A 15,672-nucleotide genomic window follows, 5' to 3' on the forward strand; every position below is an offset into this window, starting at 1 on the left:
AAAAGCCTTTCACCGCGCCATGCGGTTCCACGCGTCGAGCGCAGCGATCTTGTAGGCTTCTGCCAACGTCGGATAGTTGAAGGTGTTCTCGATGAAGTAGTCGATAGTGCCCTTGAGGTTCAGCACCGCCTGGCCGATGTGAATCAATTCGGTCGCGCCCTCGCCGATGATGTGGACGCCCAGCAGGCGGCGGGTCTTGTTCGAAAAGATCATCTTCATCAGCCCCTGCTGCAGGCCCATTATGTGGCCTCGGCCGGTCTCGCGGAAACGGGCGATGCCGGTTTCGTAATTGATGCCCCGTTGCCGGACCTCCTGCTCGGTCATGCCCACGGTCGAAATCTCGGGCACCGCGTAGATGCCATAAGGAAAGAATGCCGGCGCCGGCGGCAAAGGGAGGCCGAAAGCATGGCGTGCCGGTATGCACCGATACCCCGCCGACACGCTGGCGCCCTTCGATAACGAGGACGGACTTGCCTAGCTTCGCCGCCTGGATCGCTGCCCGCCGACCGGCAGGGCCGCTGCCGATCACGATGAACTCGTAAGCCATGGTCAACTCCAGCATAACGCGGCAGCAAAGCCCTGGCGCGAATTGTGCGGCCGGCCATGCTGCAACGCAACAGCCAATCCGCCGTATCCGACGCAATGCGGCGAACACTTTCCAACGCAGGAAGATCGCCTCTATAGGCATGGGCATGCGCCGATCCGCCTTACGCCTGCTCGCGTTGCCCATGCTGATGGCACTCGCCGCCGGCCCCGCCCTCGCCCGCGAGAGCCTCGGCCTTTACGGCACCTGGGGCGCGTTTCGCGATCCGCTCGTCCCGCGCTGCTATGCCATCGCTATGGCCGATCCCAGCGCCATGAGCCGCGACTATCAGCCCTATGCCGCAATCGGCACCTGGCCCCGGCGCGGCGCGCGCAGCCAGGTTCACCTGCGCCTTTCGCGCAAGCTGGCGCAGGGCAAGCAGGTGACCTTGCGGATCGGCGGTCAACGCATCGTGCTGACGGCAGGCGGCGGCGACGCCTGGCCCAGCAGCGATACCGACAATGCCGCCATCATCGCCGCCATGCGCTCGGCCCCGTCGATGACGGTGAATGCGCGCGATGCCAAGGGGCGGCCTTTCGCCAATACCTGGGCGCTGCCGGGCGCGGCCTCGGCGATGGATGCGGCGCTGATCGGCTGCGCGCGCCTGCGCTAGGACCCGTCGCCCCCGAACGCACCCTAAACGAAGAAGGGCGGCGCCTCCCAGCCCCGCCCTTCCCTCGCCGCGAGCTGTGTCAGCTCAGAAACGCACGCCCACGCCCGCCATCACCTGGTGACGGTCGAGGTCCAGGTCGAAGCGCTGGCCGTCCGCGAAGTCGCCCCGGTAATCCAGTTCGCCCTTCTCGTAGTTCGAGTAGCGGTATTCGAGCTTGGCGAAGACGTTGCTGGTCACCGCCTGCTCCACGCCCGCGCCGATACGCCAGCCGTCCGCATCGATGTCGCGGTTGGTGGTGATGGTGCCGCTGGCATTGCGCACGTCGAACTTGGCGTTGGTATAGCCGCCCTTGGCGTAGATCATCGTCCTGGGGCTCACCACATAGCCGAGGCGCGCGCCAACGTAGAGATCGCGGTTGGTCTTGACGTTGCCGATGCCGAAGCCCTCGAAATCGCCGTCCGTGAACTTGGTCTTGGCGGTGGACCAGGTCACTTCCGCTTCGGGACCGACGACCACGTTGCCGAAGCGCATGTCATAACCCGCACCCACGCCGTAAGCGAAGCCGTCGATCGACTGGTCGTTGTCTTCATTGACGTCGTCGTCGATGCTGCTGCCAGCCTTGGACACGTCGTATCCCATCAAGGCTTCGACGTGAGGGCCAGAGAACGATTCCGCCGGGCCGGTTTCCTGCGCCATCGCGGGCAGCGAAGCCATCGCGGAACCGGCAGCAAGGCAGACAAGGATCTTCTTCATAAAGGTACTCCGATTATTCCATGCGGCGGTTTTTCCGCCTTTCCATCCGGCGGATTTCTCCGCCTTGGACTGGTGAAATGCCGCTCGAAGCGGCGGAGTTTCCTGAACCTAACACAACGAAATCATTGATGTTTTCAAGCAACACTGGATCGATGTGCAGAAGGTTTCGTGGGCCGGACCGAAGGAACCGGATCGCGGCCCGGCTTGTTCGCGCAGGCCCGCCATGCCTGCGCGAGGAGGCCGTCTTCCGTTTTGCCCCGGAATGCACTATATGCTCGCCCATCATGTCAGACACGAACGACCTCCCAGCCGGCGCAGCCGCCGCTGCCGGCCTCATGGCGATCCCGGGCCATATCGATCCCATGCCGGTGCCCCGCCCCGGCATCGTGGACGGTGTGACCCCGCGCGAAGATGGCCGCATCGACCTCCTCGGCCTGCCCAAGAAGCGCATCGCCGAGCTGTTCGAGGCTGCCGGGCTGGACGCCAAGGCGGCGAAGCTGCGCGCCAAGCAGGTCTATCACTGGCTCTATCACCGCGGCGTCACCGAATTCGACGCGATGACCGACATCGCCAAGACCATGCGCCCCTGGCTGGCGCAGCGTTTCGTCGTCGGCCGCCCCGAAATCGTCGAGGCCCAGCATTCCAGCGACGGCACCCGCAAGTGGCTGCTGCGCACCGATGACGCGCACGATTACGAGATGGTCTTCATCCCCGATGCGGACCGGGGAACCCTGTGCGTTTCCTCGCAGGTGGGCTGCACCCTCAACTGCCGTTTCTGCCATACCGGCACCATGCGTCTGGTGCGCAACCTGACGGTGGGCGAAATCGTCGGCCAGGTTATGCTGGCGCGCGATGCACTGGGCGAATGGCCCAACGGCGTCAGCGACACCCGCCCCGCCGCGCCCAGTGACTTTGCGGCCGACCTTAACGACGATGAAGACGAAGGTTCCTATTCGTCCAGCGGGCGCCTGCTCACCAACATCGTGATGATGGGCATGGGCGAACCGCTGTATAATTTCGACAACGTGCGCGACGCGCTCAAGCTGGTGATGGACGGCGAAGGCCTGGCACTGTCCAAGCGCCGCATCACGCTTTCCACCTCGGGCGTGATCCCGCAGATGGCGCGCTGCGGCGAAGAGATCGGCGTCAACCTTGCTGTCTCGCTCCACGCGGTGACCAAGGAAGTGCGCGACGAGATCGTGCCCATCAACAAGAAGTACGGCCTTGAGGATCTGCTCCAGGCCTGCGCCGATTATCCCCGCGCCTCGAACGCGCGGCGCATCACGTTCGAATACGTGATGCTCAAGGACAAGAACGATTCGGACGCCGACGCGCGCGAACTGGTCCGCCTGCTCAAGAAGTACAACCTGCCCGCCAAGGTGAACCTGATCCCGTTCAACCCCTGGCCCGGCGCCCAGTACGAGTGCTCTACGCCCGAGCGCATCCGGTCGTTCTCGGACATCGTCTTCCAGGGCGGTATCTCCGCCCCGGTCCGCACCCCGCGCGGCCGCGATATCGATGCTGCCTGCGGCCAGCTCAAGACCGCTGCGGAAAAGAAGAGCCGCGCCGAACTGGACCGTATCCACGCGGAAAAGGAAGCAGCGATGGAAGCTGAGGGCGTAGCAGGCTGAGGTTAGCCCGGGCTTCGACAGGCTCAGCCTGAGCGGGGTTCGGGCAAGACGATCTACCTGAAAAAGCGACTTACACTGACGCCCGCTCGTCCTGAGCTTGTCGAAGGAGCATGACTCAGCCCTGCGTCAGCGCCGCAACGAGGTCCCGCACCTTCTTCTGCCGCCACTGCGGCAGCGGCGCGACCAGCCAGTAGCCACGCCGGCATGGCACGGCAGGCGCACCCGTTTCCGCCGCCAACAGGGCGGGCACATGCGCGCGGCCCATGCCGGCAAGCGCGGCAGCGATTGCTTGGCCGGCATCGCCCACCATGATCGGCGGCTTGGCTTCCTCGGTCTCGGACTCGAAATCCGGTGTGGGATCGCCGGGCCAGCCGATCCAGTCGCCGCTGCCCACTTCCACCCATTCGGCGCTGCCCAGCATCATTCCTTCCAGTTCACCCGGACCATCCGTCCAGCGCACCGCAAGATCGAGGTTGGCCTCGGTGAAATCGGTCATCTCGCCGTCGACAAGGATGTAGCGCACCTGCGGGTTGGCTGCGCGGAAGGCGGCCAGGCGCGGAGCAAGCCATGCGGCGAAGAATTCGCGCGGAGCGGCGATCGTGTAGACATGGCTGGACTGGCCCGCCTGCATCGCCTGAACCGCGTCCTCGAAATGCAAGAACCCGGTGCGCAGCGCGGCAAGGCCGGCGCCGGCTTCGTCGGTCAGTTCTAGGCCTTTGCTGGTGCGGCGAAACAGCACCACGCCCATCAGGTCTTCCAGCGCGCGAATCTGCTGGCCGACAGCGGCGGGGGTGACTGCCAGTTCGTCCGCCGCTCGGGTGAACGACAGGTGCCGGGCGGCCGCGTCAAATACGCGCAGGGCGTTGAGGGGCAGGTGCGTGCGCTTCATGGCGCTTCCCTATGCGCAGGCGCGCTGCGGGGCAATGGCCCTGACAGCAGCGCCGTCAGCCGGCAGTGGCAGGTGCGGCAAGCGGGAAGTAGGGGATCAGCGCGTTAAACTCGCGCCCGTCCTCGCGGCGAAAGGTGTAGTGCCCCTCCATCGAGCCCTGCGGCGTGGAGAGCGGGCAGCCCGACACGTAATCGTGGCTGCGGCCCGTCGCCAGCACCGGCTGTTCGCCGACGACGCCCTCACCCTCGACCACGTCGACTTTGCCGGTGGCGTCGGTGATGCGCCAGTGACGGGTGACGAGTTGGAGGGTCTCACCCGTCTCGTTCTCGATTCGGATATGGTAGACCCAGAACCATTTGCCCGCCTCGATGCGCGATTGCTCGGGCAGGAAATTGACGGCAACTCGTACCGTGAGGCCATCGGTGATGGCGGCGTGCTGGAACAGTTCCTTCATGACAAGAGGCAGCCTAACGACGATTCCCTGAGGCTACAACCGTGTTAAGAAGGCGTAGTTCCTCCCCGAGCGAACTTGGGGAGGGGGCCTAGCTTACAGCCCCACGTTCGTCAGTGCCTGGTCGAAGTCCTCGATAAGGTCGTCAATGTCTTCCAGGCCCACGTTGATGCGCAGCATGCCTTCGCCGATGCCCATCGCCTCGCGCCCTTCCGGGCCCATGTTGAAGTGCGTGGTCGAAGCCGGGTGGCACATCAGCGAACGCGAATCGCCGATGTTGTTCGAGATGTCGATCAGCTTCAGCCCGTCGAGAAGCCCCCAGGCCTGCTCGCGACCGCCGTCCAGCACGAAGCTGAAGATCGGTCCGCAGGCGTCCATCTGCTTCATCGCCAGCGCCTGCTGCGGGTGGCTGTCGAGCCAGGGGTGCAGGATCTTGGGCACGCGGCCTTCGATGAACTTGCCCAGCGCCAGCGCGTTCTCGCTCTGCTTCTTGGCCCGCAGGTCGAGCGTTTCGAGGCCCTTCAGCACCACCCAGGCGTTGAACGGCGAAAGGTTCGGCCCGGTGTTGCGCTGGAACGGCAGCAGCTTGTCGTTGATGAATTCTTCCGAGCCACAGACGGCGCCGGCAAGGACACGGCCCTGCCCGTCCATCAGCTTGGTCGCGGAATAGGCGACGACGTCGATCCCGAACTCCATCGGCCGCTGCAGCGCGGGCGAGCAGAAGGCGTTATCGACGACGGTGGTGATCCCGTGCGCCCTGGCAATCGCCGCGATACCGGCAAGGTCGGCGATGTCCATCGTGGGGTTAGCCGGGGTCTCGAAGAAGAAGACCTTGGTGTTGGGGCGGATCGCCGCTTCCCACTGAGCAAGGTCGCCCGCGTCGACCACCGTAACTTCCACGCCGAAACGCGGCAGCAGGTGGTCGCCCAGCCAGCGGCACGAACCAAAGGCTGCGCGCGCGGCGACCATGTGGTCGCCCGCTGAAAGCTGGCACAGCAGCGCGGCGGTCATCGCCGCCATGCCGGAGGCCTGGGTCCGGCACGCTTCCGCGCCTTCGAGCAGCGCGATGCGCTCCTCCAGCATCGCCACCGTGGGGTTCTGCAGGCGCGAGTAGGTCATGCCCTCCTCTTCGCCCATGAAACGCGCGGCGACGGTGGCCGCATCGTCAAAGGAATAGCCCGAGGTGAGGAAGAGCGCCTCGCTAGTCTCGCCCATCTCGGAACGCCAGGTGCCCCCGCGAATCGCGCGGGTGGCGGGGCGCCAGTTGCGGGTCTGGGTGCGGTCCTGTCCGGTGGTGCGTTTCATGGCCAAAGCCTCTATAAGCGCGGGCCTGCAAGCGCAAGCGGATGCGCAAGGCGAAAAGCCCCGGGCGAGGCACCCTTGCCCAAACCTGCGAACGTCCTTATCCCGCCGCTCCGATGCCGTTGAACGCCCGACAAACTCCCAGCCCACGAGGACGCGACCCGCTCGGCTGGTGCCTCCTCCTTGTTGCACTGTTCGAGGCGCTGGTCCTGTGGCGCATCGGCACGCCGACCCGCTACTACTTCGACGAGATCCACTATGTGCCGGCGGCCCTCAAGCTGCTGGACCTGATCCCGGCCAACCGCGAACACCCGCTGTTCGGCAAGGAAGTGATCGCCGGCCTGATCCATCTGCTGGGCGACCGGCCGTTGGCATGGCGACTGGGCCCTGCCCTGTTCGGCGGCCTTGGCTTGTTCGCGTTTGCCCGGCTGAACTGGCATCTTACGCAGCGCCGCCGCGCGACGATCGCCGCGACTGCGCTGCTGGCCACCAATTTCATGTGGTTCGTCCAGAGCCGCATCGCCATGCTCGACATGATCTCGGCGGGGCTGTGCATGGTCGGCCTGTGGCAGTTCGCCGCAGCCCTGCGCGCCCGCAATACGGGACCTGCCCGCCTGCACTTGATCGCGAGCGGACTGGCGCTGGGCCTGTGCCTCGGCGCGAAGTGGAGCGCGGCCCCGGCGCTGATGATGCCGGGCCTCGCCTTCCTCATCCTGCGCCTGCGCGAAACCGGCCCCTTGCGCATCGGCCGCCGGGGCGCCGGGCCGATCAAGGGCATCACGCTGACCGAAGCAGCGCTCTGGCTGGGGCTGGTCCCGCTCGCGGTCTACTGGGCGACCTATCTTCCGGCGATGTTCTACCCCCATCATGCGGTATCCCCGTGGGGCGTGATCGAGCAGCACGAACTGATGATCCGGCTGCAGGACAGCGTGAAGAAGCCCCATCCCTATCGTACCTACTGGTATCAGTGGGTCGCGGACTGGCGAGGCATCTGGTATCTGTTCGAGAACGTTGACGGCGCCCAGCGCGGCATCGTCATGATCGGCAACCCGCTCTCGATGATCGCTGGCCTGTTCGCGCTGGGCTGGGGCCTGTGGGCAGCGGCATTCCGCCGGCGGTGGGACGTGCTGGCCATTGTCGTGCTCTACGCCGCGTGCCTGGGCATGTGGATCGTCAACGGCAAGCCGGTGCAGTTCTATTACCACTACCTGCTGCCAGGCGCCTTCCTGATGGCAGTGCTGGCGCTGGCGCTGGATGCGCTGTGGGACCGGCGGGGGCGCTGGCCCAAAATCGCGACCGGAGTGATGGTACTGGCGCTGGCGCTGTTCGTGCTGTTCTACCCAATCCTCTCGGGCTGGCCGCTGCCGTTCAAGAGCGCCTACAATTTCTGGATGTGGCTGCCGAGCTGGCGGTAAGCGCGGTCGATTGCCACCGTTCCTCGAACCCATCGAGGCCACTCTGACCGAGGGGCCCGCGCAGTTCATCGCCCGATAGACGCGATCTGATCGTTATTGGGATGCGATTCGCCGTCCGCGCAGGCGCAGCGTTACTGCGGCCAGAACCGCGCCTGATCCGGCCATCGCCATATCCTTCTGCGCGTCCCACGGATCACCTTGCTGCCCGTTGTAAGCCGCCGCATCCGGCCCTGCCATGAAGAGCGTGAGCAACCATTCGAATATCTCGTAAACCGCGCTGCCAGCCAGCACGAACTCCACGGCAATATAGATGGCGAGCGAAGCCGAGAGCCGTTTGTGCTGCGTCAGCCATGCAGAAATGGGGTGCACCCAGCACAGCCCGAAGCTGAGATGGACCAACCGGTCCCACGAATTTCGTGAAAGGCCCAGCACCCGCGCGGGAGACGGCAGGCCAAGCGCACGCGCCCAGTCCTCGTAAGGGACGAACGAATAGATGTAGCGCCCACCCAGCGTATGCAGCCACAGGAACAGGCAGGCGCACAGGACCGCGCTGGTCGGCATGGGCCAGCGCCGCAGCGACAGGCCGATGCCCGCCACGATGGCAAGCGTCGGCAGGTTCTGCAGCGGCGCAAGGTCGGGGTAAGGCGTATCGACGAGGCTGAGCAGCGCCCCCGCCGCCGTCAGCGCCAGCAGGACGACCTGCGGGCGCGGCACGGCAGCGCGCAGGCTCAGTACTTGCCCCAGACGAACTTGGAAGACAGCGCGAAATTCCACACCGAACCCAGCACGATGCCGGTAATGACCGCCAGCACGTCATGGACACCGATAGTCTTGAGCACCGCCGCCGCGCCGATATTCGTCAGCAGACCCAGCGAGCAGGTCACTGCGAATTGCGCCCAGCCGCGCATCACCGGACCGAAACCGCGCAGGCGCTTGTCGGAATAGGTCAGCTCGTTGTTGAGCACGAAGTTGAAGCTCATCGCCACGACCGCCGCCAGGGTATTGGCGATGTTGAAGGTCGTGCTTTCCGACCAGTTACCGTAAACGAAGCGCTCGGCGAACACGAGGTGGAGCATGATCCACAGCGCGCCCAGCTGCACCAGCACGCCCAGCGCGCCCACGGTGCCGAACAGCGCGAAACGGGTCGGGATGATGCGGCCCAGCCACTTGTCGTAAAGACCTACGAGGAATTCGAACACTACGGTCTGGTCCAGCTTGCTCTCGCCTTCCGCGCGGGCGGCGAAGTTCAGGGGGAATTCCTTGACCCGAAGCGGCGTATCGACCGTCGCAAGAATATCGAGCAGGATCTTGAAACCCACGCCGGAAAGGCGGTGGGCATCGGCGCGAAGGGTCTGCGTGCGCAGCATGAAGAAGCCGCTCATCGGATCGGTCAGTTCCACCCCGGTCACCTTGTTGGCGATCCGGTTGGCCAGGCCCGAAGCCTTGACGCGGTCAGGACGGCCCCAGGCCTCGGTGCTGGCGCCTTCGGCGAAGCGCGAGGCATAGGCGATGTCGAATTCGCCGGAGGCGACTGCGCGCAGCATGCCCGGCAGCAGCGCCGGATCGTGCTGGTGGTCGGCGTCCATCACGGCCACGATCGGCGCGGAGGTGGAGCACATGCCCTCGATCGCGGCGCTGGCAAGGCCGCGCCGGCCGATGCGCTGGATGCAGCGCACGCGCGGATCGATCAGCGACAGACGACGGGCCTCGTCGGAGGTCCCATCGGGGCTGTTGTCATCGACGAAGATCACTTCCCACGCGATGCCGGCAAGCGCCTTTTCAAGGCGCGCGATCATCGTCGCAACGTTCTTGCGCTCGTTATAGGTCGGCAGGACCACGGCCAGTTCGAGCGGCTTGACATAGCGCTCGCCGGCGTCTGCGGCCTGCGTAAATTCGGAACTCGTAATGTTCATGCGCCCCGGTTGTAGGTAATCAAGGTCAAGAAACCCTTATCGCTTTTAGAAACCGTTCCAGAGTGGGCAGACGGCGCATTCTGCCGCACCGGCCCACTCCGAAGATGGCCTCTTTAGAGATGCGCGAGCACCGCGTCACCGATTTCCTTCGTGCCGGCACTGCCGCCAAGATCGCCGCCCTTGACGCCCGCCGCCAGCGCGGCCGCAACCGCCGCCTCGATGCGCGCCGCCGGCTCTTCGAGACCGAAGGAGTGGCGCAGCAACATCGCAGCCGAAAGAATCGTCGCCATCGGATTGGCCAGGCCCTTGCCGGCGATGTCCGGGGCGGAGCCGTGGATCGGCTCGTAAAGGCCGTAAGTGCCTTCCGCCAGGCTGGCCGAAGCCAGCAGGCCGATCGACCCAACGCACATGCTGGCCTGGTCGGAAAGAATGTCGCCGAACAGGTTGCCGGTGACGATCACGTCGAAGGCGCCCGGGTTCTTCACCAGCTGCATCGCCGCGTTGTCGACGTACATGTGGCTCAGTTCGACGTCGGGATATTCGGCCGAAACCTCGATCACCACGTCACGCCAGAGCTGCGAGGTCTCCAGCACGTTGGCCTTGTCGACCGAGCACAGCTTGCCGGAACGCCCCTGAGCGGCCTTGAAGCCGACATGGGCAATGCGGCGCACTTCGTCCTCGGCATAGGACATCATGTCCCAGCCCTGACGGCGGCCGTCTTCCAGCGTGCGGGTGCCTTTCTCGCCGAAGTACACGTCGCCGGTGAGTTCCCGGACGATCAGCAGATCGATCTTGCCCGACACTTCGGGACGCAGCGTGCTGAGGTCCTCAAGACCGGCGAACACTTGCGCGGGGCGCAGGTTCGCAAACAGGCCCAGTTCCTTGCGCAGGCCCAGAACCGCCTGCTCCGGGCGCAGCGCACGCTCCAGATGGTCGAGCGTGAAATCGCCCACGGCGCCGAACAGGATCGCATCGGCAGAGCGCGCGATGTCCAACGTTGCGGCGGGAAGCGGATGGCCGTGCTTGCGGTATGCCACGCCGCCCACGTCGCCCTCGACGAGTTCGAGACCCGGCAGTTCGAGCTTTTCGAGCACGCGCAGGGCCTGCTCGGTAACCTCGGGGCCGATTCCGTCTCCAGCAAAAACCGCGATGCGCATGGGTGTTTTTCCGCTCTGCTTCTAGGTGTCGATCCGTCCCAGCCGCTCACGCAGCTGGACGCGCGCCGCCATAACGTCTCTGCGGCGATCAGCAAGCGGATAGCGGGCCAATTCGCGCGCCATGCGGTCGAATGTGTCAAGAAGTGCCGGCCAATCGTCGTCCGGTGGGCGCGATACCGGGGTGCCGTAGCCCAGTTCGCGCAGCAGCAGCACCTCGTATCTCACCAGTGCCAGCGCCCAGCCGCGTGCCGACGGCGCGACGCAGATCGCTTTCAGCAGCCCCTCCAGCGCCCCGTAAAGCACAGGAAACGGCTGACGGTCGGGCAGCGCCGTTGCGCTCAGCGCAGTGACCCAGCCGATCGCGGCGGCGGGCAGCGGCTCGCTCAGCCAGGGCGCGCGGCTTTGTTCCAGTTCGATGCGGGCGAAAGGAAGCTGGCTTTCCGATTTAGAGCGGATTTCAGCGTCGACCCTGTTGCCAGGGATCAGCACCGGGCGCAGCTGGCGCCCCCTGCCACCTGCGACATAGGCGGCGACAAGGCCGTGCTGCTCGGTCAGGAGCCGCGCGATTACGCCGTTCTCGCCGTGCGGCAAGGCGGCACAGACGATGGCGGGCGCGCGAAAATGCATCGCCGCTGCTGTGGCCGCTTAGCCCGCGATGGGCAAGCGGCCAGTCAGCGTGAAACGGCTCAGTTCAGGTCAGGAGTTGCTGCCGAGCTTGGCTTCGAGCGCATCGATACGGGCCTTGAGCGTTTCCGTCTCGGCGCGGGCAGTGGCCGCCAGTTCCTTGACCGCGTCGAATTCCTCGCGGCTGACGAAGTCCATGTCGCCCAGCAGTTCCTTGAACCGCTCACGCGCACCGTCGCGCGCTTCGCGGCCGACGCCCGCGAGCGTGCCGGCGGCGCTGCTCATCATCTTCACGAAATCGGCGACGAAGGGGTTTTCGCTTTGCATGGCGCCTAAATGGTACGGGCGCGCAAACCGCGCAAGAGGGTTAAATGTCGAAACGCGCGGCCGCGCCAGAACGTTGTACCCCATCAAGGCCCGGGTTCTCCTGCAGGAACGCGAAATTGAGGTAGGTCGCAAAGACCAGCCACAGCAGGTAAGGCACCAGCAGCGCCCCCGCCACCGGCCGAACCCGCGCGAACAGCACCGTGGTCACCGCCGCCGCGCCCAGCATCAGCAGGATAACGACCAGCGCCGCCGTCATCCGGTGAGCGCCGAAGAATATCGGCGACCACGCGAGGTTGAGCGCGAACTGCACCGCAAACGCCGCCCCGGCGGCGGCGCGTCCACGCGCGCCGCGCGCTGACAGCACCAATGCCAGCGCGGTGCCCATCATGGCGTAAAGTAGCGTCCAAACGACTGCGAACGTGATCGGCGGCGGATAAACGGTCGGTTTCACCAGTTCAGCGAACCACGGATTGTCCGGGCCGCTTTGCGACAGCGTGCCGGACAGGAAGCCCAGCAATACGATGACAGGAACGCATACGAGCAGCCAACGCATGAAACTGGCACGCAACTGGCCTGACGAGGCTAGCAGGTTCATTGGCGTGCAATTCTCCGAATCGAAGGTTTCAGCGTTGATCTGCGCGGTTTGTGGAACGGCGCAGGCCCGCGCGCAATCGTTAGCGTGGCTTACTGTCCCCGCTGTGCCGAAACGAGAAACTCGATATTTCCTTCCGGCCCCTTGATCGGGCTTTCAACGATCCCCTGAATGGTCCAGCCCGCGCTTTCCAGCCAGTCCCGCACTTCGCCGCAGACGCGCTCGTGCAGGGCGGGATCGCGCACAACGCCGCCCTTGCCCACTTCGCCGCGCCCGACCTCGAACTGCGGCTTGATGAGCGCCACCAGCCGGCAGCGCGGAGCCGCCAGCCGCAGCGGCACGTCCAGCACTTTGGCAAGGCCGATGAAGCTGGCATCGCACACCACCCAATCGCACGGTGCGTCGATTTCGGCAGGCGTAAGGATACGCGCACTGGTCTGCTCCAGCACGGTGACACGCGGATCGTTGCGCAACTTCCAGGCCAGCTGGTTAGTGCCGGAATCGACTGCGAAGACCCGCACTGCGCCATGACTCAGCAGCACGTCGGTGAAGCCGCCTGTCGAACTGCCGATGTCCATCGCCACCGCGCCGCCCGGATCGAGTTGGAAATGCTCTATCGCGTGGGCCAGCTTGATCCCCCCGCGCGAAACCCAGGGATGATCGCGGCCCCGCACCTCCAGCGGCGCATCGTCCTTCAGGCTCTGCCCCGACTTGGCGATCTTGGTCTCGGCCGAAAAGACCAGCCCGGCCAGGACAAGCGCCTGGGCGCGGGTGCGGCTTTCGGCCAGGCCGCGATCCACCAGCAACTGGTCGACGCGCACTTTCGCGGCCTTGGCAGGTCCCGAGGCGCGGGACTTTTCGACAGAACGGGGCTTTGATGGGTCGGTCATGGGACAGTGCGCACTTGAGAAGGAGCCCGCCCCATTCCATACCAAGGGGATGAAGGCAAATCCGCGCAGCCGCGCCATCGTTTCCCGCTCCCTACCGTTGGCAGCGCTCACCTCGTCCATCGCGGCGATGCTTCTCTCCGCCTGTGTGCCCCCGCCGCCGGTTTCGCCCACTGCGCCGCGAAGCCAGGCCCCTGTCCCGGCGCCCCGCCCCAGCCCGTCCGCCCCCGCCGCTCCGCCCGCCTCGGACTGGCGCGACGTCCCGATCACCCCCGGGGACTGGAGCTACGCCGCCAATGCCGGTGGATCTATCGCCAGCTTCGGCGGCGTGTTCACGCTACGCTGCGCACCCCAGGCAGGTACGATCACGCTCACCCGCGCAGCCACGCCGCGTACCGCTCCGACTACGATCACCGTCACCACATCCGATGGTAGCCGCGGGTTTACCGGACGCAGCACTTCGGCGGGAATCGAGATCGCGCTGCCGGCCCGTGAAAAGGTCCTTGATTCGATGGCATTCAGCCGCGGCCGTTTCGCCATCGCATCGCCGGGGGAAACCACGCTCTACATACCCAGTTGGACCGAAGTGACACGGGTGATCGAGGATTGCCGCTGACATCCGCGCCCGAGGTAGTTCCGAACCCAATTCGGGACCGCCTCGGACCTCAGGCCCAGCTCCTCTGCCGCCATCATTTTCGAAATAGCGCGGGGCACGCTCGCCACTGCTGAGCGGCAAGCTCTTTGCGCGCCCTTTCGAGCACGCCAGATCGCCACTTTCAGGGTGTTTTCGGCCGCATCCATGAGCCCCCAGCAGCGCTCTTGAAAGCCGCCGCAATGCTGTGGAAAACCGGCCGGAAGCGTCGATAATGACCGCAAAAAAAATCATTGCAAGACTTGTTGTGCGATGCGGAATCGGCCACAAATTCCTCAGGACGACGGGCCCCGGGAAACGCGCCCGAGAGCAACCGAAGTCCTCGCCGCTTAAGTGCGGAAAATGGCTCAACAGCGCGAAAGGAGGTGATCCGATGTCTCATGGTTCAGCAGAGAGGTCGGCAATTCCCGTCGCGAGGCATTATCGCTAATCCTGATATAGCGATAAAGGCTTCGCTGGCGGCACTTCCCGGCCGCTGACCATGCGAAGGGCCGTACCGGATTTCCGGTGCGGCCCTTCTCATTTGAGTCGTTCCTCACCCGCGACGGAGAGGAAAACGCCACACCCGCTCAATTTGCCTCCTCGAAGCTTCGTGCTAAGACTATAGTCACGAGAAGCAATGTTGCTTTTTGGTTGCGATCTGCGAAATTTTCGTTCAACGGCGCAACCTGAGTTTCAGCTAGAGGAAGTTCGTTCGATGGCGAGTCTCGCCGATACCGGCCTGTCTTTCACCACCCTTGCCCACCCTGCCCCGACCAGCGCCGAAGCGCGCGGCAGCGTGCTGGCGAACCCCGGCTTCGGCACCAATTTCACCGACCACATGGTGACGATCGAGTGGACCGAGGGCCAAGGCTGGCATGACGCGGTAATCGGCCCGCGCCAGCCCATCGCGCTCGATCCTGCGGCCGCAGTTCTGCATTATGCGCAGGAAATCTTCGAAGGTCTCAAGGCATACAAGCAGGCCGACGGCTCGATCTCGCTGTTCCGCCCCGAGGCGAACGCGGCGCGCTTCAACCGCTCTGCAGAGCGTCTTGCCATGCCCCAGCTGCCCGAGGCCCTGTTCGTCGAAGCCATCGAAAAGCTCGTCGCCCTGGACCGCGCCTGGATTCCGGAAGGTGAAGGCAGCTCGCTGTACCTGCGCCCCTTCATGATCGCTACCGAGGCTTTCCTCGGCGTGCGCCCGGCGAAGCAGTACAAGTTCATCGTCATCGCCAGCCCCGCCGGCAACTATTTCAAGTCGGGCGCCCCGGCAGTGTCGATCTGGGTTTCGGACTACACCCGCGCCGCTCCCGGCGGTACGGGCGCTGCCAAGTGCGGCGGCAACTATGCTGCCAGCCTGGTGCCCCAGGCCGAAGCGATCGCACGCGGCCACGATCAGGTCGTCTTCCTCGACGCCGCCGAGCACAAGTGGATCGAGGAACTGGGCGGCATGAACCTCTACTTCGTGTTCGAGGACGGCACCCTGCTCACTCCCGAACTGACCGGCACGATCCTGCCTGGCATCACCCGCGACAGCCTGCTGACGCTGGCGCGCGAAGAAGGCCTCACCGTCAAGGAAGGCCGCTATAGCCTCGACCAGTGGCGCGCGGACGCCCTGTCGGGCAAGCTGGTGGAAACTTTCGCCTGCGGCACTGCGGCGGTCGTCACGGCGGTTGGCCAGGTTGCCGGTACGGACGGCGAATTCACGATCGGCAGCGGCGGCCCCGGCCAGTTGACCGGCAAGCTCAAGAACCGCCTTGTCGCCATCCAGCGCGGCGAAGCACCCGATACCCATGGCTGGATCCGCAAGGTCGGCTGAAGCCATTTGACTGCGCCGCCCCGGACCCCGGTCCGGGCGGCGCCCGAACTGGCAGCGAAGTTATTGAACCGGCCTTGTCGGTGGC

Annotated in this window: 17 protein-coding genes and 1 pseudogene; 5 read left to right on the top strand and 13 right to left on the bottom strand. The window is 65.2% G+C overall.

The window, feature by feature from the left end; all coding sequences use genetic code 11:
- Positions 1 to 9: 9 nt before the first annotated feature.
- A complete protein-coding gene (locus tag TQ38_RS30925) occupies positions 10 to 441 on the bottom strand; it encodes a hypothetical protein (RefSeq protein WP_370059770.1) in 432 nt (143 codons plus the stop codon).
- A pseudogene (locus TQ38_RS31445) lies at positions 437 to 730 on the bottom strand (FAD-dependent oxidoreductase); the annotation flags it as partial. The pseudogene TQ38_RS31445 and the gene TQ38_RS30925, both read right to left, overlap by 5 nt.
- Between TQ38_RS31445 and TQ38_RS11855 the strand changes: the two are divergent.
- The gene (locus TQ38_RS11855) at positions 693 to 1,196 is read left to right on the top strand and encodes a hypothetical protein (protein ID WP_240197876.1); all 504 of its coding nucleotides are present in this window, start codon (positions 693 to 695) and stop codon (positions 1,194 to 1,196) included. The pseudogene TQ38_RS31445 and the gene TQ38_RS11855 overlap by 38 nt on opposite strands.
- 84 nt (positions 1,197 to 1,280) lie before the next feature.
- On the opposite strand, the gene TQ38_RS11860 is transcribed toward TQ38_RS11855, so the two are convergent.
- Positions 1,281 to 1,949 carry an outer membrane protein gene (locus tag TQ38_RS11860; RefSeq protein WP_043980587.1) on the bottom strand — a complete coding sequence of 223 codons (669 nt, stop codon included), beginning with the start codon at positions 1,947 to 1,949 and terminating at the stop codon, positions 1,281 to 1,283.
- Between the two features lie 284 nt (positions 1,950 to 2,233).
- Between TQ38_RS11860 and rlmN the strand changes: the two genes are divergently transcribed.
- Positions 2,234 to 3,580: a 23S rRNA (adenine(2503)-C(2))-methyltransferase RlmN gene (gene rlmN / locus TQ38_RS11865; RefSeq protein ID WP_043980588.1), complete on the top strand. Its 1,347-nt coding sequence runs from the start codon at positions 2,234 to 2,236 to the stop codon at positions 3,578 to 3,580.
- A gap of 115 nt (positions 3,581 to 3,695) precedes the next feature.
- On the opposite strand, the gene TQ38_RS11870 is transcribed toward rlmN, so the two are convergent.
- From TQ38_RS11870 to TQ38_RS11880, 3 genes are all read right to left on the bottom strand, one after another.
- Positions 3,696 to 4,469 (bottom strand): LysR family transcriptional regulator, encoded by a 774-nt coding sequence (locus TQ38_RS11870; protein ID WP_043980591.1) that lies wholly within the window; start codon positions 4,467 to 4,469, stop codon positions 3,696 to 3,698.
- A gap of 55 nt (positions 4,470 to 4,524) precedes the next feature.
- Positions 4,525 to 4,923 (bottom strand): Co2+/Mg2+ efflux protein ApaG, encoded by a 399-nt coding sequence (gene apaG / locus TQ38_RS11875; RefSeq protein WP_043980593.1) that lies wholly within the window; start codon positions 4,921 to 4,923, stop codon positions 4,525 to 4,527.
- 93 nt (positions 4,924 to 5,016) lie between these two features.
- The gene (locus TQ38_RS11880; RefSeq protein WP_043980595.1) at positions 5,017 to 6,225 is read right to left on the bottom strand and encodes a PLP-dependent aspartate aminotransferase family protein; all 1,209 of its coding nucleotides are present in this window, start codon (positions 6,223 to 6,225) and stop codon (positions 5,017 to 5,019) included.
- A 41-nt stretch (positions 6,226 to 6,266) separates the two neighbouring features.
- Between TQ38_RS11880 and TQ38_RS11885 the strand changes: the two genes are divergently transcribed.
- Entirely contained in the window at positions 6,267 to 7,637 is a 1,371-nt protein-coding gene (locus tag TQ38_RS11885; protein ID WP_370059771.1) for a phospholipid carrier-dependent glycosyltransferase, read from the top strand.
- Positions 7,638 to 7,730: 93 nt separating this feature from the next.
- On the opposite strand, the gene TQ38_RS11890 is transcribed toward TQ38_RS11885, so the two are convergent.
- From TQ38_RS11890 to TQ38_RS11920, 7 genes are all read right to left on the bottom strand, one after another.
- Positions 7,731 to 8,411 carry a DUF2238 domain-containing protein gene (locus tag TQ38_RS11890; protein WP_240197877.1) on the bottom strand — a complete coding sequence of 227 codons (681 nt, stop codon included), beginning with the start codon at positions 8,409 to 8,411 and terminating at the stop codon, positions 7,731 to 7,733.
- On the bottom strand, positions 8,366 to 9,550 hold the full coding sequence (locus tag TQ38_RS11895) for a glycosyltransferase family 2 protein (protein ID WP_043980599.1): 1,185 nt from the start codon (positions 9,548 to 9,550) through the stop codon (positions 8,366 to 8,368). Before TQ38_RS11895 ends, TQ38_RS11890 begins: the two co-directional genes overlap by 46 nt.
- A 113-nt stretch (positions 9,551 to 9,663) precedes the next feature.
- Positions 9,664 to 10,707 (bottom strand): 3-isopropylmalate dehydrogenase, encoded by a 1,044-nt coding sequence (gene leuB / locus TQ38_RS11900; protein ID WP_043980601.1) that lies wholly within the window; start codon positions 10,705 to 10,707, stop codon positions 9,664 to 9,666.
- A 21-nt stretch (positions 10,708 to 10,728) separates the two neighbouring features.
- Positions 10,729 to 11,334 (bottom strand): DNA repair protein RecO, encoded by a 606-nt coding sequence (locus tag TQ38_RS11905; RefSeq protein WP_043980603.1) that lies wholly within the window; start codon positions 11,332 to 11,334, stop codon positions 10,729 to 10,731.
- 69 nt (positions 11,335 to 11,403) lie between these two features.
- Positions 11,404 to 11,658 (bottom strand): accessory factor UbiK family protein, encoded by a 255-nt coding sequence (locus TQ38_RS11910; RefSeq protein WP_043980605.1) that lies wholly within the window; start codon positions 11,656 to 11,658, stop codon positions 11,404 to 11,406.
- A 40-nt stretch (positions 11,659 to 11,698) separates the two neighbouring features.
- A complete protein-coding gene (locus tag TQ38_RS11915; RefSeq protein ID WP_043980607.1) occupies positions 11,699 to 12,253 on the bottom strand; it encodes a TspO/MBR family protein in 555 nt (184 codons plus the stop codon).
- Positions 12,254 to 12,342: 89 nt separating this feature from the next.
- Positions 12,343 to 13,140, bottom strand: coding sequence for a TlyA family RNA methyltransferase (locus TQ38_RS11920; RefSeq protein WP_043980609.1), 798 nt, complete (start codon positions 13,138 to 13,140; stop codon positions 12,343 to 12,345).
- Between the two features lie 49 nt (positions 13,141 to 13,189).
- Here TQ38_RS11920 and TQ38_RS11925 point away from each other — a divergent pair, with 49 nt between their 5' ends.
- Together TQ38_RS11925 and TQ38_RS11930 are read left to right on the top strand one after the other, a co-directional pair.
- Positions 13,190 to 13,753 (top strand): hypothetical protein, encoded by a 564-nt coding sequence (locus TQ38_RS11925; RefSeq protein ID WP_240197878.1) that lies wholly within the window; start codon positions 13,190 to 13,192, stop codon positions 13,751 to 13,753.
- Positions 13,754 to 14,486: 733 nt separating this feature from the next.
- Positions 14,487 to 15,587 carry a branched-chain amino acid aminotransferase gene (locus TQ38_RS11930; protein ID WP_043977614.1) on the top strand — a complete coding sequence of 367 codons (1,101 nt, stop codon included), beginning with the start codon at positions 14,487 to 14,489 and terminating at the stop codon, positions 15,585 to 15,587.
- Positions 15,588 to 15,672 lie beyond the last annotated feature (85 nt).

The organism is Novosphingobium sp. P6W, from assembly GCF_000876675.2.
GTDB lineage: Bacteria > Pseudomonadota > Alphaproteobacteria > Sphingomonadales > Sphingomonadaceae > Novosphingobium.

What these genes read in the sequence shown, in the direction of transcription:
- TQ38_RS11855 (WP_240197876.1), top strand. Translation starts at nt 693, where the DNA reads ATGCGCCGATCCGCCTTACGCCTGCTCGCGTTGCCCATGCTGATGGCA.
- TQ38_RS11860 (WP_043980587.1), bottom strand. Translation starts at nt 1,949, where the DNA reads ATGAAGAAGATCCTTGTCTGCCTTGCTGCCGGTTCCGCGATGGCTTCG.
- rlmN (WP_043980588.1), top strand. Translation starts at nt 2,234, where the DNA reads ATGTCAGACACGAACGACCTCCCAGCCGGCGCAGCCGCCGCTGCCGGC.
- TQ38_RS11870 (WP_043980591.1), bottom strand. Translation starts at nt 4,469, where the DNA reads ATGAAGCGCACGCACCTGCCCCTCAACGCCCTGCGCGTATTTGACGCG.
- apaG (WP_043980593.1), bottom strand. Translation starts at nt 4,923, where the DNA reads ATGAAGGAACTGTTCCAGCACGCCGCCATCACCGATGGCCTCACGGTA.
- TQ38_RS11880 (WP_043980595.1), bottom strand. Translation starts at nt 6,225, where the DNA reads ATGAAACGCACCACCGGACAGGACCGCACCCAGACCCGCAACTGGCGC.
- TQ38_RS11885 (WP_370059771.1), top strand. Translation starts at nt 6,267, where the DNA reads ATGCGCAAGGCGAAAAGCCCCGGGCGAGGCACCCTTGCCCAAACCTGC.
- TQ38_RS11895 (WP_043980599.1), bottom strand. Translation starts at nt 9,550, where the DNA reads ATGAACATTACGAGTTCCGAATTTACGCAGGCCGCAGACGCCGGCGAG.
- leuB (WP_043980601.1), bottom strand. Translation starts at nt 10,707, where the DNA reads ATGCGCATCGCGGTTTTTGCTGGAGACGGAATCGGCCCCGAGGTTACC.
- TQ38_RS11905 (WP_043980603.1), bottom strand. Translation starts at nt 11,334, where the DNA reads ATGCATTTTCGCGCGCCCGCCATCGTCTGTGCCGCCTTGCCGCACGGC.
- TQ38_RS11910 (WP_043980605.1), bottom strand. Translation starts at nt 11,658, where the DNA reads ATGCAAAGCGAAAACCCCTTCGTCGCCGATTTCGTGAAGATGATGAGC.
- TQ38_RS11915 (WP_043980607.1), bottom strand. Translation starts at nt 12,253, where the DNA reads ATGAACCTGCTAGCCTCGTCAGGCCAGTTGCGTGCCAGTTTCATGCGT.
- TQ38_RS11920 (WP_043980609.1), bottom strand. Translation starts at nt 13,140, where the DNA reads ATGACCGACCCATCAAAGCCCCGTTCTGTCGAAAAGTCCCGCGCCTCG.
- TQ38_RS11925 (WP_240197878.1), top strand. Translation starts at nt 13,190, where the DNA reads ATGAAGGCAAATCCGCGCAGCCGCGCCATCGTTTCCCGCTCCCTACCG.
- TQ38_RS11930 (WP_043977614.1), top strand. Translation starts at nt 14,487, where the DNA reads ATGGCGAGTCTCGCCGATACCGGCCTGTCTTTCACCACCCTTGCCCAC.